Annotated in this window: 23 protein-coding genes and 1 pseudogene; 16 read left to right on the plus strand and 8 right to left on the minus strand. The window is 71.4% G+C overall.

The window, feature by feature from the left end; translation table 11 throughout:
• The first annotated feature begins 134 nt into the window (after positions 1-134).
• The 8 genes from mshD (at position 135) to pstB (ending at position 9,695) form a co-directional block, all read left to right on the plus strand.
• Positions 135-1,172, plus strand: coding sequence for a mycothiol synthase (gene mshD, locus ACFVU9_RS15805; protein WP_387593733.1), 1,038 nt, complete (start codon positions 135-137; stop codon positions 1,170-1,172).
• A gap of 282 nt (positions 1,173-1,454) precedes the next feature.
• A complete protein-coding gene (locus tag ACFVU9_RS15810; protein WP_380445992.1) occupies positions 1,455-3,632 on the plus strand; it encodes an RNA degradosome polyphosphate kinase in 2,178 nt (725 codons plus the stop codon).
• A 103-nt stretch (positions 3,633-3,735) separates the two neighbouring features.
• Positions 3,736-4,821, plus strand: a complete 1,086-nt coding sequence (locus ACFVU9_RS15815; protein ID WP_380445991.1) for a CHAD domain-containing protein — start codon at positions 3,736-3,738, stop codon at positions 4,819-4,821.
• 1 nt (position 4,822) lies between these two features.
• Complete coding sequence (locus tag ACFVU9_RS15820) at positions 4,823-5,308, plus strand: NUDIX hydrolase (protein WP_380445990.1); 486 nt, start codon at positions 4,823-4,825, stop codon at positions 5,306-5,308.
• A gap of 242 nt (positions 5,309-5,550) precedes the next feature.
• The gene (gene pstS / locus ACFVU9_RS15825; RefSeq protein ID WP_380445989.1) at positions 5,551-6,687 is read left to right on the plus strand and encodes a phosphate ABC transporter substrate-binding protein PstS; all 1,137 of its coding nucleotides are present in this window, start codon (positions 5,551-5,553) and stop codon (positions 6,685-6,687) included.
• A 147-nt stretch (positions 6,688-6,834) separates the two neighbouring features.
• Positions 6,835-7,806 carry a phosphate ABC transporter permease subunit PstC gene (gene pstC / locus ACFVU9_RS15830; protein WP_380445988.1) on the plus strand — a complete coding sequence of 324 codons (972 nt, stop codon included), beginning with the start codon at positions 6,835-6,837 and terminating at the stop codon, positions 7,804-7,806.
• Positions 7,803-8,879: a phosphate ABC transporter permease PstA gene (pstA, locus tag ACFVU9_RS15835; RefSeq protein WP_380506407.1), complete on the plus strand. Its 1,077-nt coding sequence runs from the start codon at positions 7,803-7,805 to the stop codon at positions 8,877-8,879. Before pstC ends, pstA begins: the two co-directional genes overlap by 4 nt.
• Positions 8,880-8,918: 39 nt before the next feature.
• On the plus strand, positions 8,919-9,695 hold the full coding sequence (gene pstB, locus ACFVU9_RS15840; protein ID WP_380445986.1) for a phosphate ABC transporter ATP-binding protein PstB: 777 nt from the start codon (positions 8,919-8,921) through the stop codon (positions 9,693-9,695).
• Between the two features lie 143 nt (positions 9,696-9,838).
• On the opposite strand, the gene ACFVU9_RS15845 is transcribed toward pstB, so the two are convergent.
• Entirely contained in the window at positions 9,839-10,834 is a 996-nt protein-coding gene (locus ACFVU9_RS15845; RefSeq protein ID WP_380445985.1) for an anion permease, read from the minus strand.
• Between the two features lie 5 nt (positions 10,835-10,839).
• Positions 10,840-11,460, minus strand: coding sequence for a DUF47 domain-containing protein (locus tag ACFVU9_RS15850; protein WP_380445984.1), 621 nt, complete (start codon positions 11,458-11,460; stop codon positions 10,840-10,842).
• A gap of 381 nt (positions 11,461-11,841) precedes the next feature.
• On the opposite strand from ACFVU9_RS15850, the gene ACFVU9_RS15855 reads away from it, so the two are divergent.
• On the plus strand, positions 11,842-12,228 hold the full coding sequence (locus ACFVU9_RS15855) for a metal-sensitive transcriptional regulator (protein ID WP_380445983.1): 387 nt from the start codon (positions 11,842-11,844) through the stop codon (positions 12,226-12,228).
• 35 nt (positions 12,229-12,263) lie between these two features.
• On the opposite strand, the gene ACFVU9_RS15860 is transcribed toward ACFVU9_RS15855, so the two are convergent.
• Together ACFVU9_RS15860 and ACFVU9_RS15865 are read right to left on the minus strand one after the other, a co-directional pair.
• Positions 12,264-12,482, minus strand: a complete 219-nt coding sequence (locus tag ACFVU9_RS15860) for a hypothetical protein (protein WP_387593737.1) — start codon at positions 12,480-12,482, stop codon at positions 12,264-12,266.
• Between the two features lie 195 nt (positions 12,483-12,677).
• Positions 12,678-13,568 carry a hypothetical protein gene (locus ACFVU9_RS15865; protein WP_380445981.1) on the minus strand — a complete coding sequence of 297 codons (891 nt, stop codon included), beginning with the start codon at positions 13,566-13,568 and terminating at the stop codon, positions 12,678-12,680.
• Between the two features lie 163 nt (positions 13,569-13,731).
• On the opposite strand from ACFVU9_RS15865, the gene ACFVU9_RS15870 reads away from it, so the two are divergent.
• Positions 13,732-13,926, plus strand: a complete 195-nt coding sequence (locus ACFVU9_RS15870) for a hypothetical protein (RefSeq protein WP_387593739.1) — start codon at positions 13,732-13,734, stop codon at positions 13,924-13,926.
• Positions 13,927-13,930: 4 nt separating this feature from the next.
• On the opposite strand, the gene ACFVU9_RS15875 is transcribed toward ACFVU9_RS15870, so the two are convergent.
• Positions 13,931-14,641, minus strand: coding sequence for a phosphatase PAP2 family protein (locus ACFVU9_RS15875; protein ID WP_380445979.1), 711 nt, complete (start codon positions 14,639-14,641; stop codon positions 13,931-13,933).
• Positions 14,642-15,088: 447 nt separating this feature from the next.
• Positions 15,089-16,078, minus strand: a pseudogene (locus ACFVU9_RS15880) (NlpC/P60 family protein); the annotation flags it as partial.
• 248 nt (positions 16,079-16,326) lie between these two features.
• On the opposite strand from ACFVU9_RS15880, the gene ACFVU9_RS15885 reads away from it, so the two are divergent.
• The 6 genes from ACFVU9_RS15885 to ACFVU9_RS15910 all read left to right on the plus strand — a co-directional run bounded on the left by ACFVU9_RS15885 (position 16,327) and on the right by ACFVU9_RS15910 (position 23,922).
• Positions 16,327-16,680 (plus strand): hypothetical protein, encoded by a 354-nt coding sequence (locus tag ACFVU9_RS15885; protein ID WP_380445978.1) that lies wholly within the window; start codon positions 16,327-16,329, stop codon positions 16,678-16,680.
• Positions 16,681-16,839: 159 nt separating this feature from the next.
• Complete coding sequence (locus ACFVU9_RS15890; RefSeq protein WP_387593741.1) at positions 16,840-17,655, plus strand: hypothetical protein; 816 nt, start codon at positions 16,840-16,842, stop codon at positions 17,653-17,655.
• A gap of 229 nt (positions 17,656-17,884) precedes the next feature.
• Complete coding sequence (locus ACFVU9_RS15895; RefSeq protein WP_387593743.1) at positions 17,885-18,928, plus strand: hypothetical protein; 1,044 nt, start codon at positions 17,885-17,887, stop codon at positions 18,926-18,928.
• A gap of 7 nt (positions 18,929-18,935) precedes the next feature.
• On the plus strand, positions 18,936-20,510 hold the full coding sequence (locus tag ACFVU9_RS15900; RefSeq protein ID WP_380445975.1) for an SCO6880 family protein: 1,575 nt from the start codon (positions 18,936-18,938) through the stop codon (positions 20,508-20,510).
• A gap of 71 nt (positions 20,511-20,581) precedes the next feature.
• Positions 20,582-21,931: an ATP-binding protein gene (locus ACFVU9_RS15905; protein ID WP_380445974.1), complete on the plus strand. Its 1,350-nt coding sequence runs from the start codon at positions 20,582-20,584 to the stop codon at positions 21,929-21,931.
• A 191-nt stretch (positions 21,932-22,122) separates the two neighbouring features.
• Positions 22,123-23,922, plus strand: a complete 1,800-nt coding sequence (locus ACFVU9_RS15910; protein ID WP_387593745.1) for a bifunctional metallophosphatase/5'-nucleotidase — start codon at positions 22,123-22,125, stop codon at positions 23,920-23,922.
• 69 nt (positions 23,923-23,991) lie between these two features.
• On the opposite strand, the gene ACFVU9_RS15915 is transcribed toward ACFVU9_RS15910, so the two are convergent.
• Together ACFVU9_RS15915 and ACFVU9_RS15920 are read right to left on the minus strand one after the other, a co-directional pair.
• On the minus strand, positions 23,992-25,419 hold the full coding sequence (locus tag ACFVU9_RS15915; protein ID WP_380498801.1) for a sensor histidine kinase: 1,428 nt from the start codon (positions 25,417-25,419) through the stop codon (positions 23,992-23,994).
• A 74-nt stretch (positions 25,420-25,493) separates the two neighbouring features.
• A complete protein-coding gene (locus ACFVU9_RS15920; protein WP_380445971.1) occupies positions 25,494-26,264 on the minus strand; it encodes a response regulator transcription factor in 771 nt (256 codons plus the stop codon).
• Between the last annotated feature and the right edge of the window lie 2 nt (positions 26,265-26,266).

Consider the following 26,266-nt stretch of genomic DNA (forward strand, 5'->3'; position numbering starts at 1 on the left):
GGTACTGCAGGGGGGACCCTGTGGGAGAGTAGGACGCCGCCGAACAATCATTCAAGAAAAGCCCCTGATCCATTCGGATCAGGGGCTTTTCGCATTTCCGGGAGCAGTCGTGCCCGGTGACGTATTGTCAGTCCATGGACGAACAGACAGCGGTCATCGCGGACAGTGTGCTCCGGCCCGGGCAGCGTGACGGCGCCCTGCGCGTGCTGGCGGACGCCCAGGCGGTCGACGGCCGGGCGGCCGTGTCCGAGCAGGGCCGACTCCGGCTGCGTTCCTCGGAGACGCCCCGCCCCGGTGTCATCCACCTCCTCGAAGCCGACGTAGCCCACGAAGCCGCTCAAGCCGACGAGGCCAACGAGAACGCCAAGGCCGCCGGGAGCGCCGAAGCCGCCGTCGTGGCCTACGGCCAGCTGGAGATCCCTCAGGACACGGCTCCCGGGGCCCACGCCAACCCCGCCGCCGAACTCGTCGTCGCCCCCGCCGCCCGAGGCCGCGGCCTGGCCCGCCCCCTGGTGGACGCCGTGCTGGCGGAGGCCCACCGGGCCGGCCGCGACGCCGTCGACTTCTGGGTGCACGGCGGCCACCCCGCCGCCCGCCACCTGGCCGACCGGTACGGCGCCGAGCTGGTCCGCGAGCTGCGGCAGATGCGCCGCACGGGTGAGCAGACCGAGACCGTCCCGCTCCCCGAGGGCGTCAAGCTGCGGACCTTCCGCCCGGGTGAGGACGACGCCGAGTGGCTGCGGCTCAACGCCCTCGCCTTCGCCCACCACCCCGAGCAGGGTGCCTGGACCGAGCGCGACCTGGCGGACCGGCTGGCCGAGCCCTGGTTCGACCCGGCGGGCTTCTTCCTGGCCACCCGCGAGGGCAAGGTCGTCGGCTTCCACTGGACCAAGGTGCACGGGGCCACCGCCACCGAGCCGGCCCTCGGCGAGGTGTACGTCGTCGGGGTGGACCCGGCCGAGCAGGGCAGCGGCCTGGGCCGCGCGCTGACCGCGGCGGGCCTGCGTCACCTGACCGGCTCAGGCCCCGGCGAGCGTGGACTGGAGACCGTACTTCTCTACGTCGACGCCGACAATCCGGCCGCCGTGCGGGTATATGAACGACTGGGATTCACCGTGCACGAGGTGGACCTCATGTACCGCGTCGAGTACCGGGCGGACCGGGCGGTCTAGCCGCAACAGCCGGTCGGGGCAAGGCACGGGGCACCGCAGCCCCGGCCCCGACCGACTCAGCTTTCCTCCTGGCCATGCGGTGTTTACCGTGGATTCAATTGTTGCCGCGAAGATCACAGGATGAAGTCCGTAGTGTCTCGCTCGTGCAGCGTCGGCCGTACCACGGCGGCCGGTGCTGTACGGACCGCGCCGGGTGGGTGGGCGTGGGCGCCGGGCGATGACGACGGCCCGCAGAGCCATTCGCGTTCGGACGCCGTCCTGCTGCTGGAGGAGCTGGAACCCATGAGCATCCCTCGCCCCGTCTCTGCCCCACTGTCCCCACCGGCCCTGATGTCGAACGCGCTCGGTCTGCCGCCGGAGCCGTCGACGGTGGACGAGCAGGACTTCGAGGAGCTTCCGCAGGGCCGGTTCCTGGACCGCGAGCGGAGCTGGCTCGCGTTCAACGAGCGGGTCCTGGAGCTCGCCGAGGACCCGAAGATCCCGCTGCTGGAGCGGGCCAAGTTCCTCGCCATCTTCGCGAGCAACCTGGACGAGTTCTTCATGGTCCGGGTGGCCGGCCTCAAGCGCCGGATCGCCACCGGCGTCGCCCAGCGCAGCGCCTCCGGCCTCCAGCCGCGCGAGGTGCTCGACCTGATCTGGACGCGCTCGCGCGAGCTGATGGCCCGCCATGCCGCCGCGTTCCAGCAAGAGGTGCTGCCGGACCTCGCCACCGAGGGCATCGAGGTGGTCCGCTGGCCGGAGCTGGCGGAGAAGGAGCAGGCCCGCCTGCACACGCTCTTCCGGCAGAAGATCTTCCCGGTCCTGACCCCGCTGGCGGTCGACCCGGCGCACCCCTTCCCGTACATATCGGGGCTGTCCCTGAACCTCGCCGTGGTGGTGCGCAACCCGGTGTCCGGGCACAAGCACTTCGCCCGCGTGAAGGTCCCGCAGTCGCTCGCCCGTTTCCTGGAGGCCTCGCCCCAGCGTTACGTCCCCCTGGAGGACGTGATGGGCGCGCACCTGGAGGAGCTGTTCCCGGGCATGGAGGTGCTCGCGCACCACGCGTTCCGGGTCACCCGCAACGAGGACCTGGAGGTGGAGGAGGACGACACCGAGAACATCCTCAAGGCCCTGGAGAAGGAGCTGATGCGGCGGCGCTTCGGCCCGCCGGTGCGGCTGGAGGTCGAGGAGTCGATCGACCCCTACATCCTGGACCTGCTGGTGCGGGAGCTGAACATCACCGAGGCGGAGGTCTTTCCGCTGCCCGGCCCGCTCGACCTGACCGGCCTGTTCGGGATCGCCGAGCTGGACCGCCCGGAGCTCAAGTACCCGAAGTTCGTGGCGGGCACGGCCCGCGGGCTGACCGACGTCGAGTCGGCCTCCCAGCCGGACATCTTCGCCGCGATGCGCGAGCGGGACGTCCTCCTGCACCACCCGTACGACAGCTTCTCCACCTCGGTGCAGGCCTTCCTGGAGCAGGCCGCGGCCGACCCGGACGTGCTGGCGATCAAGCAGACGCTGTACCGCACCTCGGGTGACTCGCCGATCGTCGACGCGCTGATCGACGCGGCGGAGTCGGGCAAGCAGGTGCTGGTCCTGGTCGAGATCAAGGCGCGCTTCGACGAGCAGGCCAACATCAAGTGGGCCCGCAAGCTGGAGGAGTCCGGCTGCCACGTCGTCTACGGCCTGGTCGGCCTGAAGACGCACTGCAAGCTGTCGCTGGTGGTCCGTCAGGAGGGCGACACCCTGCGGCGCTACTCGCACGTGGGAACCGGCAACTACCACCCGAAGACCGCCCGGCTCTACGAGGACCTCGGGCTGCTCACCTCGGACCCGCAGGTCGGGGCCGACCTCTCGGACCTCTTCAACCGCCTGTCCGGCTACTCGCGCCGCGAGTCCTACCGCCGTCTGCTGACCGCCCCGCGCGGTCTGCGCGACGGCCTGGTCGCCCGGATCCACAACGAGATCGCCCACCACCGCGCGGGCCGTCCGGCCTACGTGAAGCTCAAGGTCAACTCGATCGTCGACGAGGCCCTGATCGACGCGCTGTACCGGGCCTCGCAGGCCGGCGTGCCGGTGGACGTGTGGGTCCGCGGGATCTGCGCGATCCGTCCTGGGGTGCCGGGGCTGAGCGAGAACATCCGGGTCCGCAGCGTGCTCGGCCGCTTCCTCGAACACTCCCGCCTCTTCGTGTTCGGCAACAACGGCGATCCGGAGGTCTGGATCGGCAGCGCCGACATGATGCACCGCAACCTGGACCGCCGGATCGAGGCGCTGATGCGGATCACCGATCCCGCGCACCGCGCCGAGCTGTCCGGGCTGCTCGACCTCGGGGTGTCGGACGAGACCGAGTCCTGGCACCTCGGCCCGGACGGCGCCTGGACCCGCCACTCGCAGGACGCCGAGGGCAAGCCGCTGCGGCACGTCCAGGACCTGTTGATCGACTCGCGCCAGCGCCGCCGGGCCGCCACCTCCCGCTGACGCGACCACTGATGCGAGCCGCCGGAGCCGGCAGGGGACAGGCTCCGGCGGTCGGCCACCAGCCCCGGGGGACGGACCCGGGGGAACGGGGATCTACCACGCCATGACCGAAGCGCCGATGACGGCCCGGGCGGCCTCCACCGCGACCGCCGGGGACATCCTCTCCAGCCATCTCACCGCCCAGGCCGGCGCGTTCCTGCGCGCCCTGCCGCTGGCGGTGGGGGAGGTCGGCGCCAGACCGGGCACGGCGGCCGTGCCGGCGGCCGGCACGGCCGACCTGCTGCGTGCCGTGCGGCGGATCGGCGGGCTGCTGCACACCTTCGGCAGCGTCTTCGAGCAGACCTGGGCGCAGGAGTCCCGCACCGAGCTGCGCTGGCTGCTCAACCTGCTCGCGCTGGAGCCCGGGTACGTCCGCCGCTCCGCCCGGCTGCTGGGCGCGCTCGACTCGCTGAGCGGCTCGGACCCGGACGGGACCGGCATGCTGGCCGGGCACGCCGGCGCGCCGAAGGCGCGGGCGCTGCTGGACCGGCAGCTGACGCTGGCCCGGACGAGGGCGCACTCCAGCGTGCTCCAGGAGTTGCGGTCGGCCCGGCTGCACGCGCTGGCGGACCGGATGACGCTGCTGGTCGGCGAGGCGCCGCTGCTGGAGTCGGCGAACGCGCGGGCCGGCGCGGTGCTGCTGCCGCAGGCGGCCGCCGCGTTCACCGCGCTGACCGCGAGCGCCGCCCAGCTGCCGCTCCAGCGCGCCGCCACGCCGTACGGCGGGAACGGGCTGCGCCGGCTGGGCGCCGTTCCGCAGGCCCGTGGCGCGGTGGACGCGGACACCGCGCTGGCCGCCGACGACGAGCCGTGGGCGCGGATGCGGATCCTGGTGAAGCGGGCCCGCTACGCGCTGGAGGTGTGCGGCCGCCCGTCCGTGGAGCTGGACGAGCTGGACGACGTGCTGGGCCGCCACCAGGAGGCGGCCGACGCGGCGGTCACCGCGGCGACGGCGGCGCGCACGCCGCGGATCACCCCCGCCACCGCCTACGTACTGGGCGTGGTGCATGCTGATCAACGACTGGAGGTCGAGGCGGCGCGGTACGCCTTCGGCCGCCGGTGGCCCGAACTCCCGCCAGGCCTGGACGGCTGGCTGGAGGTCCCCCCTGCCGAGGGCTGGGGGCATTCCCCCGCACCACGGACGGCATGAATTGCGCGATCGGCTGAGCACCGGCCAGGCGGAGCACGCCCCGGTGATCCTCGCCGCGGGCGCGGTGCTGTGGCTGCCCGGCCGGCCCAAGAAGAGCGGCCGGCTGGGACGGCCCCGGATCGCCTTGATCCACCGGCCCAAGTACGACGACTGGAGCATGCCCAAGGGCAAGCTCGACCCGGGCGAGGGCATGGCCGAGGCGGCGGTGCGCGAGGTGCGCGAGGAGACCGGGTTCGGCTGTGTGCTCGGTCCCGAGCTGCCCGCGCAGCACTACCCGGTGCAGGGCCGTCCGAAGGAGGTCCGCTACTGGGCGGCGGTGCCGACCACGGGGGCGTTCCGGCCGAACCGCGAAGTGGACCGGCTGGAGTGGCTCCCGGCGGGGAAGGCCCGCGTCCGGCTGACCCACGACCGCGACCGGTTGCTGGTCGACGCCCTGCTGGAGATCCTGGGGGCGAAGCCGGTGCGGACGCACGGCTTCCGTTGGTAGCGGAACGATGGAAGTGATCTTCCCGAGTTCTTGCCGTGACGCAACCGTTACTACCTGACCTAGTTTCCTGTCATCCGTTCGAGGTTCACTCCCCGTTCACTTGCGACCGGCTGTCGTGTCACTTCCCCGGCCTAACTTCGGGACTACCGGAGGGCCGGACGGGCCCCGGACCACAGCAAAACCCGCGCTCCGCCGTATCGCACGGCCCGCGCGCCGGGCAATGCCACAGAAAGGGACACCCAGTGAAGCTCCAGCGGAACGGCCGCACCAAGGCCCTCGCGATCGGTGCCATGGCGCTCGTCAGCTCGCTGTCGCTCGCCGCGTGCGGCTCGGACAACAACAACACGACCGCCGGTGGTTCGGGCTCCTCGGGTTCCGCCGCCGCGGCCTCGATCAACTGTGGCAGCAAGCCCACCGCCCTCCTCGCCGCCGGTTCCACCGCGCAGGGCAACGCCGTCGACGTGTGGAAGACCGCCTTCGGTGCGGCCTGCTCCGGCGCCACGGTCAACTACAGCGGTGGCGGCTCCGGCGCGGGCGTCCAGCAGTTCACCCAGGGAAAGATCCAGTTCGCCGGCTCCGACTCGGCCCTGAAGCCGGCCGAGGTCGACGCCTCCAAGGCGGTCTGCACCGGTGGCCAGGGCATCGACCTGCCGATGGCCGCGGGCCTGATCTCGCTGGTCTACAACGTCGACGGTGTCGACAACCTGGTCCTGGACGGCCCCACCGCCGCCAAGATCTTCGACTCGCAGATCACCAAGTGGAACGACCCGGCGATCGCCGCCCTCAACCCGGGCGCCAAGCTGCCGGACACCGACATCCAGTCCTTCCACCGCTCGGACGACTCCGGCACCACCGACAACCTGACCCACTACTTCGCCGCGGCCGGCGGTGGCGCCTGGTCCTACCCGGCCGCCAAGACCTGGGCCGGCAAGGGTGGCCAGTCCGCCAACGGCAGCGCCGGCGTCGCGGCCCAGATCAAGCAGGTCAAGAACTCGATCGGCTACGTCGAGCTCTCCTTCGCGCAGACCAACAGCCTGAAGAGCGCCGCGATCAACACCGGCGCCGCCAAGCCGGTCGCCGCGACCGCCGAGAACGCCGCCAACACCTTCGCCAAGGCGAAGATCACCGGCACCGGCAGCGACCTGACGCTGAAGCTCGACTACGCGACCAAGGACGAGAACTCCTACCCGCTGGTCCTGGTCACCTACGAGATCGTCTGCGACAAGGGCAACAAGGCCGACACGCTCGACACGCTGAAGGCCTTCCTGACCTACACCGCCAGCGACGCGGGCCAGAAGGCGATCGGCGAGAAGGGCTACGTCCCGCTGCCGAAGGAGCTCACCGACAAGCTCAACGCCGTCATCCCGACCCTGGCCTGACCCAGCAGGACCACCGGTGGGGCGGCCCCGTGAGCGAGGGGGGCCGGGGCCGTCCCACCGGAACGCCCGACCCAGCACCACGTCCGGGGCACCGCCGCCATGGTGCCGCCCCCTCCCGGGGCGGCGCCACCAGACCGGAGTAGACCAATGACTTCATCCTCCCCTGCCGCGCCGCGAGGCAGGGAACGCCGACCGCGCGACAGCCGCGTCGGCGACAAGATCTTCATGAACCTCGCCCGGGGCTCGGGCATCCTCCTGCTGGTCGTGATGGGCGCCATCGCCGGCTTCCTGGCCTGGCGCTCCGGCCTCGCGCTCAGCAAGAACGACGGCAACTTCCTCACCACCTTCGAGTGGACGCCGGACGCCCCGAAGCCGGTCTTCGGCATCGCCGTCCTCGCGTTCGGCACGATCGTGAGCGCGCTCATCGCCATGGCGATCGCCGTCCCGGTCGCGATCGGGATCGCGCTGTTCATCTCGCACTACGCGCCGCGCCGGATCGCCCAGCCGTTCGCGTACCTGGTGGACCTGCTGGCGGCCGTCCCGAGCATCGTCTACGGCCTCTGGGGCGCGCTGTTCCTGGTGCCGCACATGGACGGTCTGACCAGCTGGCTCAACGAGTACCTCGGCTGGACGTACATCTTCGACCAGACCAAGACCGGCACCACCCCGCGCAACCTGTTCACCGTCGGCATCCTGCTCGCGATCATGATCCTGCCGATCATCACCGCGGTCTCCCGCGAGGTGTTCCGCCAGACGCCGCGGATGCACGAGGAGGCGGCCCTCGCGCTCGGCGCGACCCGCTGGGAGATGATCCGCACCGCGGTGCTGCCCTTCGGCCGCCCCGGCATCATCTCGGCCTCGATGCTCGGCCTCGGCCGCGCGCTCGGCGAGACCATCGCCGTCGCGGTGGTGCTGTCCTCCAACAGCGTCCTGTCGCTGCACATCCTCGACCCGGGCGGCGGCACCTTCGCGCAGAACATCGCGCTGAAGTTCGCCGAGGCCGGCGACAACGGCCGCAACGCCCTGATGGCCTCCGGCCTCGTCCTGTTCGTGATCACCCTGCTGGTGAACGGTGCCGCGCGGCTGATCGTCGCCCGCCGCAAGGAGTACTCGGCATGAGCAGCGTTACCACGACTGTTCCGGCGGACGCGCTCCCGCTCAGCCGGGCGCTGACCGCCAACCGCTTGCCCAAGTGGGCCCCGCCCGCCGTCGCGGTGGGCTCGATCGCCCTCGGCTGCACCATCGGCGCCGTCGGCGGCCTGGCCAGCCACCTGCAGTGGGGCCTGATCTCGGCGCTCCTGTTCGTCCTGATCAGCTACATCCTCTCGGCCCGGGTCGAGGGCCGCCGCCAGGCCAAGGACCGCTTCGCCACCTCGGTGGTCTGGGTCGCCTTCATCCTCGCCGTCGTGCCGCTGGTCGCGCTGACCGTCTACACGATCCAGCAGGGCATCGGCGTGGTGAACGGGTACTTCCTGAGCCACTCGATGAAGGGCGTCATCTCGTCCGGCCCGGGCGGCGGCATCTACCACGCGCTGATCGGCACCCTGGAGCAGGTCGGCCTGGCCACTGCGATGGCCGCCCCGATCGGCCTGCTCACCGCCGTCTACCTGGTGGAGTACGGCCGCGGCAAGCTCGCCAAGGTCGTCACCTTCTTCGTCGACGTCATGACGGGCGTGCCGTCGATCGTCGCCGGTCTGTTCATCCTGTCGCTCTGGAACCTCGCCCTCGGCTTCGGCTACTCCGGCTTCTCGGGCAGCCTCGCGCTGGCCATCCTGATGATGCCGGTCGTGGTCCGCTCCACCGAGGAGATGCTCAAGCTCGTCCCGAACGAGCTGCGCGAGGCGTCGTACGCGCTCGGCGTGCCGAAGTGGAAGACCATCCTGCGGATCGTCCTGCCCACCGCGATCGGCGGCATCACCACCGGTGTGATGCTCGCGGTCGCCCGCATCACGGGTGAGACCGCCCCGGTGCTGATGCTGGTGTTCGGTGCCGACTACATCAACAGCAACCCGTTCGACGGACCGCAGCAGTCCCTGCCGATGTACATCTGGCAGCAGTACTCCCTGGTCAACAACGACTTCGGCTACGCCCGCGCCTGGGGCGCCGCGCTCGTGCTGATCGCCTTCGTGATGGGGCTCAACCTCATCGCCCGGGGCATCGCACGCTGGCGCTCGCCCAAGGCCGGACACTGAGCGACCGACTGACGAAGACAGACGAGAGAAGCAACGATCATGGCCAAGCGCATCGACGTCAGCGGACTGTCGGCCTACTACGGCTCCACCAAGGCCATCGAGGACATCTCGATGAGCATCGAGCCCCGCTCGGTGACCGCCTTCATCGGCCCCTCGGGCTGCGGCAAGTCCACCTTCCTCCGCACCCTCAACCGGATGCACGAGGTGATCCCGGGCGCCCGCGTCGAGGGCAAGGTGCTCCTGGACGACGAGAACCTCTACGCCTCCAACGTCGACCCGGTCGCCGTGCGCCGCTCGGTCGGCATGGTGTTCCAGCGGCCGAACCCGTTCCCGACCATGTCGATCTACGACAACGTGGTCGCCGGCCTGCGCCTCGCCGGCGTGAAGAAGAAGGCCGTCCTGGACGAGGTCGTGGAGCGCTCGCTCAAGGGCGCCAACCTCTGGAACGAGGTCCACAACCGGCTGGGCAAGCCGGGCGCCGGCCTCTCCGGCGGTCAGCAGCAGCGTCTGTGCATCGCCCGCGCCATCGCGGTCGAGCCCCAGGTCCTGCTGATGGACGAGCCCTGCTCGGCGCTCGACCCGATCTCCACCCTGGCCATCGAGGACCTGATCGGCGAGCTGAAGTCCCAGTTCACCATCGTCATCGTGACCCACAACATGCAGCAGGCGGCCCGCGTCAGCGACCGCACCGCCTTCTTCAACCTGGCCGGCGTCGGCCAGCCGGGCAAGCTGGTCGAGCTGGACGACACCCAGCGGATCTTCTCCAACCCCTCGGTCCAGGCGACCGAGGACTACATCTCCGGCCGCTTCGGCTAAACCCCGGCGCCCCGGAGACCGAGCTGCTCCACGGTGCTGCATGGCGGTGCCGCCGCGGAGCATGAAAAGGGCCCGCCCCCGAGATGTGGGGGCGGGCCCTGTCAGTTCTCCACGGGCCGGCGGTTGTGCGGGCCGGCCGGGGGCTAGCCCCAGAACAGGTGGACGAACCAGTACACCAGCGCCGCGACGAGGGCGGCCGCCGGCATCGTGATGAACCAGCCGAGCACGATGTTCTTGGCGACGCCCCAGCGCACCGCGCGGACCCGCTTGGTGGCCCCCGCGCCCATGATCGCCGCGGTGATCACGTGGGTGGTGGAGATCGGCGCCTTGAAGACGAACGACGTGATGTACATGATCGCCGAGGCGGTGGCCTCGGCCGCGAAGCCCTGCGGCGGGTCCAGCTCGATGATCTTGCGGCCGAGGGTCCGCATGATCCGCCAGCCGCCCGCGTAGGTGCCCAGCGAGAGCATCGTGGCGCAGGAGATCTTCACCCAGACCGGGATCTCGCCGGTGGTCTGGTGGCCCGAGATGGTGAGCGCCATGACCACGATGCCCATGGTCTTCTGCGCGTCCTGCAGACCGTGCGCCAGCGCCATCGCGGCGGCCGAGGCGGTCTGCGCGACCCGGAAGTTGCGCTTGGCGCGGTGCGGGTTGGCCCGCCGGAAGATCCACAGGATCGCCAGCATCACCAGGAAGCCGCCGATCAGGCCGACCACCGGCGAGACGATCATCGGGATGACGATCTTGTCGAGGACGCCGCTCCAGATCACGTCGATCCCGCCGGCCAGCGCCGCGCCGACCATGCCGCCGAACAGCGCGTGCGACGAGGAGGAGGGCAGGCCGAAGTACCAGGTGATCAGGTTCCACGCGATCGCGCCGATCAGGGCGGCGAAGAGGATCACCATGCCCTTGTCGCCGGTCGGGGTCTCGATGATCCCCTTGGAGACGGTGTGCGCGACACCGCTGCCGAGGAAGGCGCCGGCCAGGTTCATCACGGCGGCCATCGCGAGCGCGGCCCGCGGGGTCAACGCCCGCGTGGAGACCGACGTGGCGATCGCGTTCGCCGAGTCGTGGAAGCCGTTGGTGTACGTGAAGAAGAACGCAACGCCGATGACGGCGATGAGAGCAGCCATGTCCACGGGGGTCAGGACTCCTTGACGGCGATGGTCTCCACCGTGTTGGCGACGTGCTCGAAGGCGTCCGCCGCCTCCTCAAGGACGTCCACGACCTGCTTGAGCTTGAGCACCTCGATGGCGTCGTACTGACCGGAGAACAGGTGGGCGAGCAGCTTGCGGTGGATCTGGTCGGCCTGGTTCTCCAGGCGGTTGACCTCGATCCAGTACTCGGTGAGGTTCGACATGGTGCGCAGGTTCGGCATCGCGGCGGCGGTGAGCTCGGCGGCCCGGGCGAGCACCTCGATCTGCTGCTCGATGCCCTTCGGCAGGGTCTGGATGTCGTAGAGGACGACCAGGTCGACGGCCTCCTCCATGAAGTCCATGATGTCGTCCAGCGACGAGGCGAGGCTGTAGATGTCCTCGCGGTCGAAGGGCGTGATGAAGGACGAGTTCAGCTGGTGGAAGACGGCATGGGTGGTGTCGTCCCCGGCGTGCTCGGCGGCGCGCATGCGCTCGACGATCTCCGCGCGGGCCGACACGTCTGATCCCAGCAGTTCCAGCAGGAGCTTCGAACCGACGACGAGGTTCTCCGCGGCGGCGGCGAACATGTCGTAGAAGCTCGTCTCCTTCGGGGTCAGGCTAAAACGCACGGAAATCTCCGATGTGCGGGGTAGGGACTGAACGATGCTAGGTGCAACCAAGCGCAATCACGCAAACGGGGTGGTTGGGCAGGAGGCGGAACCTCCCCTTCCGTTCGGCTGCCGCACCGGCGACCCCGGAGCGCACTTCCATGTGCGGACGTGAGCCCCCAGTCTGACGGAACCTCGCCCGGATTGCCCTCGTCCTGCGTACGGAAGACCGGGGCGCCGCCCAGACGGGCGAACCCGCCGACGGCCCGCCCGGGGGCGCCCGGAACCCCCGTCGGCCGGGCCCCGCCGGGCCCGGTCCGGTCGTCGGAACACCACGGAGGGTCCCGGTGTTGGACACTGGTGGCCGACGCAGCCACCAGGCATCCAGACGAAGGCGGGCCGATGACCACGACGCAAGCGCGCACCGAGCCGGACGACGCGCCCGGCACCGAGCCGCACGCCGACCACGCCCCGGCCGCCGCCGACGCGCACCAGGGCGGTCACGGCCCGCACGGCTACAGCGCGCAGAAGGACGCCCACCTCAAGCGGCTGCGCCGGATCGAGGGCCAGATCCGCGGGCTCCAGCGCATGGTCGACGAGGACGTCTACTGCATCGACGTGCTCACCCAGGTGTCGGCCAGCACCAAGGCCCTGCAGTCCTTCGCTCTCTCCCTGCTGGAGGAGCACCTGCGGCACTGCGTCGCCGCCGCGGCCGAGCAGGGCGGCGCCGAGCTCGACGCCAAGGTGGCGGAGGCGACCGCCGCGATCAGCCGGCTGCTGCGCAGCTGAACCCGCCCGTCGGGGCCGGGGGCCCGCCCGCGGCCCTACCGCTCCCGCTCGGTGTACGGGTCCCGCTCGGCGTACCGGTCCGCGTCCGACCGGCCGGGCTCGGGCCGGTCGAGCAGCACCTCGTCGATCCGCTCGGTCGGCAGCCGGTCGCCGGTGCTGGCCGTCGCGGCGATCATCAGCTCGCCGGCCAGCTCGATCTCGTCGAGGGCCGCGTCGTCGTGGCCGTTGCTGCGGCCGCCCGTGGACGACACCACCTGCACCACCCCTTCAGTGCCTCGCCAGCCCGGGCGGCAGCCACCCGACGTCCAGCCTAGGCACTTCGGAGCCCGTCCACATGGCACGGACGGGCCATCTCGCGCCGCCGAAACGGGTGACCGCGGCTCCCCGGACGGCCACTCGCTCCGGCGGCGCCCCGACACGCCCCGGCGCCGGAGCGCTGCCCCGGCCGTCTACTTCGGGCTCTCCGTGGGCTTCAGGGCGAAGATGTCCGAGGCCGCCGGCTCGGCCGCCTCCACCGGCTTGCCGAAGTCCGTCAGCGAGGTGGTCGACGTGACCTTCACCTGGTCCTTGGCCTCCTTCGAGCCGGCCACCCCGGCGAAGGTGAAGACCTCGACCACCTTGTGCAGCCGGCCCTGGTCGTCCAGCCACGCGTCGTAGGGGACGTCCTTGACGGTGAAGGTCTGGGCGCCCATCCGCAGGCCGTCGCCGCCCCGGCCGCCGGTCGCGTCGGCCGCCTTCGACAGGTCCAGGGTGCCGCGGTAGTGGTGCAGCGCGACCCCGTCGACCGTCTCGACGCCGACCGCGTCCGCCTTCTGCACCCCGCGCAGCGCCCCCGCCGCGGTGGCCGGGTCGGTGCCGCCGCTGCTCACCAGGTTGCCGTCCGGCAGCTGGCGCACGTCCAGCTTGACCCACTTGCCCTCGGGCACCTTGGCGCCGCTGTTCTGCAGGTAGACCGTGCCCGGCAGGACCACCTCGACGATCTTGCCGGTGGTCGCCGCGCCGGGCGGCACCGCGATCTCCAGGCGGCCGATCCGCTTCACGTAGTCGTAGCCGCCGGTGCCGGAGAAGGCCGCCTTCTTGTCGCTCGACTCGGTGGTCAGCTCGGTGGCGGCGTGTGCCGACCCGGTGCGGCCGGTGATGTCGGCGGCGTTGCGGACGGCGGTGACCGGGTCCGCGGCGAGCTGGTCGGGGGTGCTCTGATCGGCCGAGCCGCCGCCGGACCCGCCCGAACAGCCGGCCAGTGCGGCCAGGGCGGCGGCGAGCAGGGCGGCCCCGGCCGCCGAGCGCAGGTGCGGTACCGGCCGGCGCCCCGGCCGTCCGCTGCGCTGCTGGTCGGTCATCTTCATCCTCGCGACAACCCCCTCGGGCCCGACTGCTCCGCCGGACACCAGCAGGTGGGCAGAGCTCTTTCCGGGCAAACGAGTTGGGGTGCGGATGGTTACGCGGGACCGGGCGCGCGGAGGGCGTCGCGCGCCGGGTGCCCGGCGCGCTACCGTGAACGACGTGCACACTGAGCTGTCGGCCGAGCCCGGCACCCGGATGCCCGAGCACCGCGTCGCGATCAGCGAACGCGGGTCCTTCGCCTACGCGACGTGCAGCTGCGGCTGGAATGCCCCGGCCCGCCGCTCCCGCGACCTGGCCCGCCGCGAGGGTGCCGACCACCTCTCCGACACCGACACCGGCGCCGGATCCGGCTGACCGCTCAGGCGGCCAGGTCCGACTCCGGCGGCTGCTCGTCCGTGCGGACGGCCCCGCGCTCGCGGCCGCGCCGCCGCCCGCGCGGAGCGCCACCGCGCTCGGGCGCCCGGATCAGCGGGGCGACGGCGGTGCGGGTCAGCGCGTGGCAGAGCGGCACCAGGACGGCCATCGCGATCGGCGCCAGCAGCAGCACCACGGCGGTCGCGAGCGCGTAGCCGCCGATCACGTCGGTCGGGTAGTGGACGCCCATGAACATCCGGCAGAAGCCCTGCAGCAGGGCGAGCCCGCCGGCGATCCAGCCGAGCCGCCGGTTCACCAGGAAGAGCGACACCGCGACGCCCATCGTCATCGTCGAGTGGTCGCTGACGAAGGAGTGCGTGCCGGCCTTGCCGTCCACGAGGACCAGCAGCCCGCCGTGGTCCACGAACGGTCGCGGCCGGTTCACGATCGCGGCGATCGGCAGGTTGGCCAGCTCGGCGACGGCGACCGACAGCGGCACCCAGAGCAGTCCCGCGATCGCCACCGGCGCGTCCGGCCGGCGTCTGGCCTGCAGCCAGCCGACCAGGCCGAGCATCGCCAGGCCGATCAGGATGCCGTACTCGCCGATCCACGAGACCAGGTGGTCCAGCCACGGCGGGGAGCTCTTGGCGAGCCCGTTGACGGCGTAGAGCAGGCCGAGGTCGGGGTTGGTCGTGTCGGCAAGCGGCGTCGACACGCCGCACCTCCTTCTGGTCCGCTGCAGCACCTTGTACGTTCCGGCCGGGCGGCCCGCCCGGCGCGATGAGCTGACGAGGGGCCAACGGACCAAACGTCATCAGCGGTGCACAGCGTTCCACGTAAACGCGTGGTTATGGAAACTTGACTCAGCGTCCACAGCGCACTCACACGCCGGGCCGCCGGGGGCTCAGGGTTTTGCGGTCGGTTGACCCGTGGGACGGGCTGCGGAGGCTGGTGCCGACGGGGTCACGGGCCGGGCGGCGGGCGCCGTGGCGGCGTGGGCGGCGACGGGAGGGGCCCCGTTCGGCGCGGCGGGCGCGGCGGCCGGCGGGGCGGCCTGCTGGACGGCTGCCGCGGTGGTCGCGGTGGGAGTGGCGGGCGCGTCTGGGGTGGCGCCGCCGCCGATGCCGCCCTTGCCCGTGATGCTCCCGTCCAGGTTGCGCACCGGCAGCGCCTGGGCGCCGTCGGTGGTGACCCGGGTCGCGCCGATGTACTCCTTGGTGTCGATCTTGTCGTAACGGATGACCGCGTTGGTGTGCGGCGCGTTGATCATGTAGCCGCCGCCGACGTAGATCCCGACGTGATGGATGCTGCGCGGATCGTTCAGGTCCGTCGCGAAGAACACCAGGTCGCCCGGCCGCAGCTGGTCCCGGGAGGGATGCGGCCCGGCGTACCACTGGTCGTTGGCCACCCGGGGCAGCGTGATTCCCACCGTCTCGAACGCTGCCTGGGTGAGGCCCGAACAGTCGAACCGCCCGTTCTGCGAGGGCAGCCCCTCGCCGCCCCACAGGTACGGCGTGCCCAGCTTCGTCTGCGCGAAGTAGATCGCCCCCGCCGACTGCTGCGACACCTCCACCGGCGCGGTCGGCGCCGTGAAGCTGCGCGCCAGCGCCTTGATGTTCTTCACGTACCCCTGCGTCTCCTTGTACGGGGGCACGCCGTTGTACTTCTCCACCGCGTACGGGCCGGCGTTGTACGCGGCCAGCAGGTTGTCCTGACGGTCCCCCGGGACCTTGGCCACGTCCCTGGCCAGCGCGCAGTCGTAGTTCGCCGCGGAGGCGATCGCGTCGGCCGGGTCCCAGATGTCCTTCTTGCCGTCGCCATTCGCGTCGACGCCGTAGATGTCCCAGGTGCCCGGCAGGAACTGGGCCATTCCCAACGCCCCCACACCGGAACGGGCCTGCGGATCGAAGCCGCTTTCCTGGTACAGCTGCGCCGCGAGCATCGGCGGGGAGATCTCCGGACAGAGCGCGCCCCACTTCTGGATCGCCCCCTGGTAGGCCGCCGGCACCGAACCCGCCGACAGCGTCCCGCGATTGGCCGTCTGCTGGGGCGTCCCGCTCGCGGCGTACGTCCCGATCGTCACCAGCCCGACGAACCCGATCCCGACAACTCCCGCCGCAGCGGCGGCCGTACCGGCCTTCCGGAGTACCATCAGCACCATCCCGACGAATCGTCAGTCGAAGTGTTCCGGAAGGCGTTGCTCACCGCAATCATCAGAGATACAAAGAGTGAGCGCTATCCTTCGTACGGTGGACATCCTCGCGTACGTGTCCGATGCCTCACGACCAATCCGCGAGAAGTAGCCAAGTCGACATCAGATCTGGCCAAGAATAGGCACCGACCCTTCGCGCGGGCGGGGTCAGGGCCCTTGAATTTGCCTGATCGGGCGGTGAGATGGAAATGAACCTGAGCAGCGTGCAGAGCATCGCGATCGGCCACCTGGCGGCCGAGGACCCACCAAAGAAGCCGAATATCGACACCATCATCGGCGGGATCGCCCCGGACTGGGGTCCGTTCGCGAGCCTCGGGTCGGAGGCCCGGGTGATGGTCGAGGTCATCATGGCCGTCGCCATCCTCGTCTGCCTCGGCCTCGCCGTCTGGGGCGCCGCCAAGCAGCGGATCGGTGCGACCGCCATGCGGGACAGCTTCGGCGCGGAACAGGGCAAGGGACTGATCATCGCCGGGCTGACCGGCGTGTTCATCATTGGATCACTCGGCACTCTGTTCACCATTGTCTACGGCATGGCGATCTGACGATCGGACAGCGGTAGCCCTGCTGCCGGTCCGAGCCCGGTCCCCGTCCGGACCGCCCGGAGCCCGCCCCGAGTCACCCCGTCCCCACCCTCCGTCCGCGCCCGCCCACGGCCGGAGGGCCCCCGGAGCCGCCCGGCTCCCCGCACCAGGAGGGCCGCCGTGCCGTTGTCCGACGACCAGCCGCACACCCGTACGCGGCTACCGGTCGGCGAACAGCCCTCCTCGCAGCTGAACGGACGTCAGCCGCGACCGCTCCGCACCCTGCTGGCCGTCCTCGTCGTCGTCACGCTGCTCGTCGTCGCGATCTCCATCGCCAACCACGGCAAGCCCGACCCGGGCGGCACCGCCCGCTCCTCCGACCATGCCACCCCCACCGCACCCGTCGGCGCCGGTCCCGCCCCCAGCGGCGACCAGCCCGTCGGCGCCACCAGCAACGGCATCCCCAGCGGCTACCCGCACACCGACCAGGGCGCCCAGTCCGCCGCCACCAACTACGCGGTCGCCCTCGGCGGCGCGGACATGTTCCGCGCCGACACCCGCCACACCATCGTCACCACCATCGCCGACCCGGCCGCCCTGCCCACCCTCCAGACCCGCCTGGACCAGGGCTTCGGCGGCGACACCGCCGCCCGCTACGGTCTCGACGCCCAGGGCCACGCCCCGAAGGGCATGACGTTCGTCATCCGAACGATTCCGGTGGGGGCGAAGAGCAGCGGATACAACCCTGACAGCGTCAAGGTCGATGTCTGGTGCACGGGCCTGTACGGGCTGGCGGGCGAGCGATCGGTCAAGCCGGTTTCGGATGAGTGGTTCACGCTCAGTCTGAGCCTGCGGTGGACCGGAACGGACTGGAAGCTTACCGACGTCAGCCGGACGTCGGGTCCGGCGCCCGTGCCGCCGGATCAGCAGGCCGCGACCGCCGAGGAGATCACTGGTGCCGTCGAGCAGTTCGGAGGCTTCCGTTATGCGCGCTGACGGCAGGGCGGAGAAGGTACGGATGAACCTGCGCCGAATTGGTGGTGGCGCATTGGTCGGCATGACCACGGTCATGCTCACCGCGCAGCGCGCCTTGGCGGACCCGTCGCCGACTCCTAGCCCTGGAGTGACCAATACGAGCTGTCCCGGCGTCCCCTTGCCGGGGAACGACGTCTACTGCGCCCCAGGGGGTGCCGGCTCGGTTCCCGGAAGCGGGACGGTCGGGAACGTGACCGACCCGCTCGGGTCGTTGGCCAAGGGGTGTGCGCAGGCGGCGGCGTGGGTCGTGCGGAAGTTGTCGGGGGCCATCGACGGGACGACGCAGGTGGACTTCACCAATGCGTCGTTCCTGCAGCAGTACGCGGTGGTGTTCGCGGCCTCGACGATCATCACGCTGGTGCTGTGGCTGCTCGCGGTGACGAAGCGGGCGGTGCGCGGGGCGCCGTTGACGACGGCGGTCTCGGAGGCGATCGGGTTCCTGTGGCTGACGGTCGTGGCGTCCGCGTTCACGCCGTTGATCCTCTACACCGTGGTGAGTGCCACGGACGGACTGACCAAGGCGATCGCGGTCGGGACGAAGTCCGACACCGGGACGTACCTGGGCGGGTTCGCCGACACCCTGGAGAAGGGGGACATGGGTGGCGGGCCGCTGATCCTGATCATCGTGTCGCTGGTGGCGGTGCTCGCGGCGGCGGTGCTCTGGATCGAGCTGCTGATCCGGGCGGCGATGCTGTACGTGGGCGCGCTGCTGGGGACGGCGGTGTACGCGGGGCTGGTGGACAAGCAGCTGTGGAAGCACGTGCGCCGGTGGGCGGGGGTGATGGTGGCGGTGGACCTGGCGAAGCCGATCATCGTGATCATCCTGGGCCTGGCGGGTGCCGTCGCGACCGGTGCGGGGGCGAACGACGACTTCGCCCGGGTGCTGTCCGGCCTGGCGATCCTGTTCCTGTCGATCTTCGCGAGCGCGGCGGTGTACCGCTTCGTGCCGGGCTTCGGCGACGAGATCATGAGCATGCGGCACGCCCGCGCCAGCGCGGTGTCGGCCGGTTCGGCGATGATCAACGGCACCGCGAACCTCATGAAGCAGGGCATCACCACCCACGGCGACCGCGGCCCGCAGGGCGCGGGCGGCGGCGGGGGTGCGGGCGGGGGTTCGGTGGCCCCGGGCATCGCCGCGCACGCGGGCCGCACGCCGGCTCCGCCGCCGCAGGCCGGGCCGCCCCAGCAGGCCTCGGTTCCGATCCGCGACAGCAATCCAGCGAAGGGAGGGTGACGGGTAAGTGAGCAGTGAACCGCTCGGCCATTACGGTGCCCAGTACGCCCAGCCGTACGTGCACCAGCGCCGCACCTACCTGATCGGCAAGGCCCGCCCGAACGCGCCGATCGGCCGGAACCGGGAGACCGGCGAGATCCTGCTGATCATCTTCGGGGCGTTCCTCGGGATGCTCTGGGGCCTGATGATGCCGGTCCTGCCGCTGCGCATCGGCGGCCTGGTCGGCCTGCCCGCGCTGGCCATCGCGGCGGTCTACGTGCCGTACCGCAAGCGGACGTTCTACCGGTGGGCGGAGATCAACCGCACCTACCGGCGGACGGTCCGCAGCGGCCGCGCGGCGTGGCGTTCGGACGTGATGGACGCCGGCACCCGGCTGGACGGCCGGGAGGTGGAGGTCGGTCCGCCGCCGGGGGTGGGGCGGCTGCGCTGGTTGACGGCGCCGTTCGGGCCGGACGAGGTCGGGGTGCTGATGCACCTGGAGCGGCGCACGGTGACGGCCGCGATCGAGATCGAGGGCCCGGGCGTGGGCCTGCGCGACTCGGAGGACCAGGAGGCGCTGGTCGACCGGTTCGGCACGCTGCTGAAGCACGTCGCCAACGGGGACGGCTTCGTGACGCGGCTGCAGATCCTGGCCCGGACGCTGCCGGCCGACCCGGACGCGCACGCCAAGGACGTCGAGCGGCGCGGTGACCGCGACGCGCCGCGCTGGCTGCAGGAGTCGTACGACCAGCTGCAGTCGATGGTGTCGACCTCCTCGGAGCAGCACCGCGCGTACCTGGTGGCCTGCATGCACTACACCCGCGACCTCGCGGCCGAGGCGCACGCGATGGGCCGGACGGCGACCGGCGGGCGGGCCCGGGACGACGAGGGCCTGGCGGCGGTGATGGCGCGCGAGCTGACCGACATCTGCGCCCGGCTCGCGGAGGCGGACATCCGGGTGCGCCAGCCGCTGGGCCAGGCCCGGCTGTCCTCGCTGCTGCACTCGATGTACGACCCGGACCACCCGATCGACCACATCCAGGCGATGTCCCGGCGCAACGCGTGGCCGGCCGAGCTGGACGCGACCCACCCGCAGTACCTGCAGGCGAAGACCCGCGAGTCGACGACCCGGGAGCCGTGGTGCCACGCCACCGCGTGGGTCAAGGAGTGGCCGCTCACCCCCGTGGGCGTCAACTTCCTCGCGCCGCTGCTGGTGCACACCCCGGACGTGATCCGGACGGTCGCCGTGACGATGGACCTGGAGCCGACCGACGTCGCGATCGAGCGGATGCTGACGGAGAAGACCAACGACGAGGCGGAGGCGAGCCGCGCGGCCAAGATGAACCGCACCGTCGACCCGCGCGACCTGGCCCACACCGGCCGGGTGGACCAGCGCGGTGACGACCTGGCCTCCGGCGCGGCCGGGGTCAACCTGGTCGGGTACATCACGGTGTCCTCGCGCAGTCCCGAGGCGCTGGCCCGCGACAAGCGGACCATCCGGGCGTCGGCCGGCAAGAGCTACCTCAAGCTGGAGTGGTGCGACCGCGAGCACCACCGCGCGTTCGTCAACACGCTGCCGTTCGCCACCGGCATCCGCCGCTGAGCCGCCCGCGCGCGTCCGTCCACCGCGGCCCGTCCACCCACTGAGCCCTTCCACCCACCAGGAGGCCGTCCATGGCGCTCGGCAACCTCACCGACGCGTTCACCAGCCTGATGTTCGGCAAGGTGGAGACCACCCGGTTGCCCGTGCGCACCTCGACCGGCCAGGCGCAGGCGGTCTACCTGCCCACCGCGGCGCCGGGGCTGGGCGACTCGGGCGTGATCATCGGGCGCGAGGTGTACAGCGGCAAGGGGTACGTCTACGACCCCTTCCAGCTGTACGGGCAGCAACTGCCGGCGCCGCACTGGCTGGTGCTGGGGGAGTCGGGCAACGGCAAGTCGGCGCTGGAGAAGACGTACGTCCTGCGGCAGTTGAGGTTCCGCGACCGGCAGGTGGTGGTGCTGGACGCGCAGGGCGAGGACGGCGTGGGCGAGTGGAACCTGATCGCCAACGCGCTCGGCATAAAGTCGATCCGCCTGGACCCGATGGCGGCCCGGGACGGCGGGGTGAAGCTCAACCCGCTGGACCCGGCGATCACCCAGACCGGTCAGCTGTCGCTGCTGCGCACCATCATCGAGGTGGCGATGGGGCGCGGCCTGGAGGAGCGGGCGGGCTTCGCGCTGAAGGCCGCGCACGCCCACGTGGTGGCCTCGGTGAAGGACCGCCAGCCGGTCCTGGACGACATCATCGACACGCTGCGCAACCCCGAGCTGTCGTCGGTGGAGTCGCTGGGCGTCGCGGTGGACGAGGTGCAGCGCTGGGGCCTGGACGTGGCGCTGGTGCTGGACCGGCTGGTCGACGGTGACCTGCGCGGCATGTTCGACGGCTCGACCACCGACGGCATCGACCTGGACGCGCCGCTGATCGTCTTCGACCTCTCGCACATCGACCGCAACTCGATCGCGATGCCGATCCTGATGGCGATCGTCGGCGTGTGGCTGGAGCACACCTGGATCAGGCCGGACCGGAAGAAGCGCATCTTCCTGGTCGAGGAGGCCTGGCACATCATCAACAGCCCGTTCGTGGCGCAGCTGTTCCAGCGCCTGCTGAAGTTCGGCCGCCGGCTCGGCCTGTCCTTCGTCGCGGTGGTGCACCACCTGTCGGACGTGGTGGACGGCGCGGCGGCCAAGGAGGCCTCGGCGATCCTGAAGATGGCCTCCACCCGGACGATCTACATGCAGAAGGCCGAGGAGGCGCGGGCCACCGGCCGGGTGCTGGGGTTGCCGCGCTGGGCGGTGGAGATCATTCCGACGCTGTCGCCGGGCATCGCGGTCTGGGACGTCAACGGGAACGTCCAGGTGGTCAAGCACATCATCACCGATTCCGAGCGGCCGCTGGTCTACACCGACCGCGCCATGACGGAGGACGCGGTGGCCGAACGCGAGCGTGCCGAGCGGCAGTTGGCGGCCGAGCCCGGGGTGTGACCCGGGCGGCCCCGGTGCGGGGGCCGGCACCGATCCGTTCACGACGGTTCGTCGACGAGTCACCCGGTCGTTACGTCAGAAAACCTGACAGCTACGCGCGTTGACCTTAGGCTGCAGTTCGCGCACACCCACATCCATGCGCGCCTGCGCCGGTTCCGCGGCCGGGCGCTCCTAGGCGCAGGGACCTCCTCATGCTCACCCTCAGATCGCGACGCGCGGCGCTCGCCGTGGTCGCCGCGGCCGGACTGCTCGGTTCGGTGGCCGTGCCCGCGGCCGCCCAGGCCGCCGACGCGAACTCCCGGCGGCACAAGACCGTCAACCTCCAGCTGCTGGCGATCAACGACTTCCACGGCAACCTGGAGCCCCCGGCGGGCTCGGCCGGCACGATCCGGGAGATCGACCCGGCGACCGGCCAGCAGGTCAGCACCCCGGCCGGCGGCGTCGAGTACCTGGCGACGGCGCTGCGTCAGGCGCGCGAGGCGGCGGACGACTCGATCACCGTCGCGGCCGGCGACATCGTCGGGGCCAGCCCGCTCACCTCGGCGCTGTTCCACGACGAGCCGACCATCGAGGCGATGGACAAGCTCGGCCTGGACGTCACGTCGGTCGGCAACCACGAGTTCGACCACGGCGCGCAGGAGCTGCTGCGGCTGCAGAACGGCGGCTGCCACCCGGGCGACGGCTGTTACGAGAAGGGCCGCACGTTCCGCGGCGCCAACTTCAACTACCTGTCCGCCAACGTCACCGACGAGAACACCGGCGAGCCGCTGCTGCCGCCGTACTGGGTGACGAAGTCGCAGGGCGTGAAGGTCGGCTTCATCGGCGTCACGCTGGAGGGCACGCCGAACATCGTGACGGCGGCGGGCGTCAAGGGCCTGAAGTTCGGCAACGAGGTCACCACGATCAACAAGTACGCCGCCGAGCTCAAGGCCCAGGGCGTCAACTCGATCGTCGCGCTGATCCACGAGGGCGGCTACCCGGCCGGCAGCGTCTACAACTACGACTGCGGCGCGGCCGGGCAGGGCGTCTCCGGCCCGATCGTCGACATCGCGCGGAACATCGACCCCGCGGTCGGCGCCATCGTCACCGGCCACACCCACAACGCGTACGCGTGCATGATCCCGGACCCGAACGGCGTGCCGCGCTCGGTGACCAGCGCAGCCTCGTTCGGCCGGCTCTTCACCGAGATCGACCTAAAGCTCGACAAGACCACCGGCACCATCGTGCGTCCGTCGGTGAAGGCCGAGAACCACGTCGTGCGGCGCACGCTGCCCAAGGCCGAGGACATGAGCGAGCTGATCGCCCGCTACTCCGAGCTGGCCGCGCCGATCGCCAACCGTCCGGTCGGCTACATCGCCTCGGACATCAACGGCCGTGGCAGCGGCGACCTGGAGAAGCCGCTCGGCGACCTGATCGCGGACGCGCAGCTGGAGGGCCTCGCGCCGGCCGACAAGGGCGGGGCGCAGGTGGCGTTCATGAACCCCGGCGGCATCCGCTCCGACCTGGTTTACAAGGCGGCCGGTAGCGAGGGCGACGGAGTCGTGACGTATGGCAAGGCGTTCACCGTCCAGCCGTTCACCAACATGATGCAGGTCAAGACGCTGACCGGCGCCCAGCTGGTGCAGCTGCTCCAGCAGCAGGTCAGCGGGGGCAACGCCGCCGCGCCGAAGATCCTGCAGGTGTCCAAGAGCCTGAGCTACACCCTGGACATGCGCAGGACCGGGGCCGACCGGGTCGTCGTCGACTCCGTCCGGCTCAACGGCGCGCCGATCGACCCGGCCGCCACGTACCGGGTCGCGGCGAACGAGTTCCTGGCGGCCGGCGGCGACGGCTTCCCGGCGCTGGGCGCCGGCACCGACAAGCTCGTCGGCGCCTCGGACCTGGACGTCTTCGTGGCCTACCTGGGTGCCCACAGCTCGGCGTCCGCGCCGCTGAAGGCTCCGGCGCAGGACCGGATCAAGGTCATCGGCCCGGGCGTCGACGTCGACTGACCGTGAGCCGGACGGGGACGGGCGGGGCGCTGTCGGGGCGCCCCGCCCGTCCTTCTTCCTGTCCGGGGGCTACTCCGCGGTGGGGCCGCCGGGCAGGCGGACGGTGGCCAGGGCGCCCGGCCCGCCGTCCCCGGCCGGGCCGAGCGAGACCTCGCCGCCGGCGTCCCTGACGCTCTGCGCGACGATCGACAGCCCGAGGCCGGAGCCCGGGAGCTGGCGGGAGGAGGGGGAGCGCCAGAAGCGGTCGAAGACGTACTGCAGCTCGTCGGCCGGGATGCCGGGGCCGTGGTCGCGGACGGTCAGCACGCCCTGCCGGAGCCGGACTTCGATCGTGCCGCCGGGTGGGCTGTACTTGACCGCGTTGTCCAGCAGGTTGATCACGGCCCGTTCGAGGGCGAAGGCGTCGCCGTGGACGAACCAGGGCTCGGCCGCGGTGTCGAAGACCAGCCCGGGGCCGCGCAACTTGGCCCGCTCGACGGCCCGTTGGGCGATCTCGTGCAGGGCGACCACGGTGAGGTTCGGTCCCGGCTTCGGCGAGTCGGGGCGGGAGAGCTGGAGCAGGTCCTGGATGAGGACGGTCAGCTCCTGCATCTGGGCCTTCATGTTGCCCAGCAGTTTGGTCTTCGTGGCGGGCGGGAGCGGGCGGCCCGTGTCGTCGCTGCGGATCAGCAGGTCCACGTTGGTGCGCAGCGACGTGAGGGGTGTGCGGAGCTCGTGCCCGGCGTCCGCTATCAGCCGGGTCTGCCGCTCGCGGGAGTTGGCGAGGGCGGTGCTCATGGAGTTGAACGAGGTGGAGAGGCGGGCGATCTCGTCGTCGCCGTGGACCGGGATGGTGGTGCCGACCTCCTCGGTGCGGGCGATGTGCTCGACGGCGTCGGTGAGTTGGTGGACCGGCTTGAGCGAGGAGCGGGCGACGATCCGGCCGGCGACGGCGGCCAGGAGGATGCCGCCGACGGAGACGGCGCCGAGCAGGAGGGCGAGGCCCTGGAGGGACTCCTCGACGGACTGGGTCGGGCTGGCCACCATCAGCAGGGCGGGCTGCGGTCCGAAGTGGGTCAGCGAGACGCGGACGAGGGCGGGGGTGCCGTCGGTGAAGTGGCCGTCCCGGATGACCGACTGGCCGGGCCGCAGCTGGAACACCGCGGAGTCGCTCGGCCTGAGCACGATCGCCTTGGTCGCGGCCGGGGGCAGGCAGACCGCCGTCGGGTCCTTGACGACGTACTGGGTGTCCCGGGCGACGGAGGTGCCGTTCTCCGGGGCGACGCTCCGCGGCTGCGCCTGCAGGGCCGCCTGCGGGGTCTCGTAGCAGGGCAGGCTCTGGCCCCGGGGCGGCAGCGGGAGCGGCGCGCTCGCGAGGTCCGTCCGCACCTGGCCGTAGAGCTGCTTCTCGACGATGAACCAGCACGCCAGCGCCGACAGCGCGATGGCCACCGCCACCGCGGCCGCGCTCAGGAAGGTGAGGCGGCTGCGCAGCGAGCGGGAGCGGAACCAGTGCACGAGGCGCTGGACCCGGGACGGGCGCGGGGGCGCGAGGGGTGGGGGAGGGACGCGCGCGCCCCTGGCTCGCACGTTCACGCGCCGGCGCCGGCCGCGGGGCGCAGGGCGTAGCCGACGCCGCGTACGGTCTGGATGATCCTCGGCATGCCGCCCTGCTCGGTCTTGCGACGCAGGTACATGACGTAGACGTCCAGGGAGTTGGAGGAGGGCTCGAAGTCGAAGCCCCAGACCGCCTTGAGGATCTGCTCGCGGGTGAGGACCTGCCGGGGGTGGGACAGGAACATCTCCAGGAGCATGAACTCGGTGCGGGTCAGCTCGACGGACCGGCCGGCCCGGGTGACCTCGCGGGTGGCGGTGTTCATCCGCAGGTCGCCGAAGGCCAGCACCTCGCTCTCGTCCTCGGCCGCCGCCCGGGCCGCGGCCTCGGTGGCGAGGGCGTTGCGGCGCAGCAGGGCGCGGACCCTGGCGAGGAGCTCGTCGAGCTCGAAGGGCTTGGCGAGGTAGTCGTCGGCGCCGACGTCCAGCCCGGTGACGCGGTCGCCGACGGCGTCCCTGGCGGTGAGCATCAGCACCGGGACGGTGTCGCCGCGCGAGCGCATCCGGCGGACGGCGGTGAGGCCGTCCATCCGGGGCATCATGATGTCCAGCAGGACGAGGTCGGGCCGGTCGCGTTCGACGGATTCGAGTGCCTCGTAGCCGTCGGTGGCGGTGGCGACCTCGTATCCCTCGAAGGCGAGGCTGCTCTCCAGGGCGTCCCGGAGTGCGGGTTCGTCGTCGACCACGAGGAGCCTGGCCGAGGTGTGGCCGGACTCGGCGGAGGTGCGGTCGTCGGCGGACGGGGTCATGG

The organism is Kitasatospora sp. NPDC057936 (genome assembly GCF_042887525.1).
Classification (GTDB): domain Bacteria; phylum Actinomycetota; class Actinomycetes; order Streptomycetales; family Streptomycetaceae; genus Kitasatospora.

Coding starts and splice junctions, on each gene's coding strand:
- mshD (WP_387593733.1), top strand. CDS start 135: ATGGACGAACAGACAGCGGTCATCGCGGACAGTGTGCTCCGGCCCGGG.
- ACFVU9_RS15810 (WP_380445992.1), top strand. CDS start 1,455: ATGAGCATCCCTCGCCCCGTCTCTGCCCCACTGTCCCCACCGGCCCTG.
- ACFVU9_RS15815 (WP_380445991.1), top strand. CDS start 3,736: ATGACCGAAGCGCCGATGACGGCCCGGGCGGCCTCCACCGCGACCGCC.
- pstC (WP_380445988.1), top strand. CDS start 6,835: ATGACTTCATCCTCCCCTGCCGCGCCGCGAGGCAGGGAACGCCGACCG.
- pstA (WP_380506407.1), top strand. CDS start 7,803: ATGAGCAGCGTTACCACGACTGTTCCGGCGGACGCGCTCCCGCTCAGC.
- pstB (WP_380445986.1), top strand. CDS start 8,919: ATGGCCAAGCGCATCGACGTCAGCGGACTGTCGGCCTACTACGGCTCC.
- ACFVU9_RS15855 (WP_380445983.1), top strand. CDS start 11,842: ATGACCACGACGCAAGCGCGCACCGAGCCGGACGACGCGCCCGGCACC.
- ACFVU9_RS15865 (WP_380445981.1), bottom strand. CDS start 13,568: ATGACCGACCAGCAGCGCAGCGGACGGCCGGGGCGCCGGCCGGTACCG.
- ACFVU9_RS15885 (WP_380445978.1), top strand. CDS start 16,327: ATGAACCTGAGCAGCGTGCAGAGCATCGCGATCGGCCACCTGGCGGCC.
- ACFVU9_RS15905 (WP_380445974.1), top strand. CDS start 20,582: ATGGCGCTCGGCAACCTCACCGACGCGTTCACCAGCCTGATGTTCGGC.
- ACFVU9_RS15910 (WP_387593745.1), top strand. CDS start 22,123: ATGCTCACCCTCAGATCGCGACGCGCGGCGCTCGCCGTGGTCGCCGCG.
- ACFVU9_RS15920 (WP_380445971.1), bottom strand. CDS start 26,264: ATGACCCCGTCCGCCGACGACCGCACCTCCGCCGAGTCCGGCCACACC.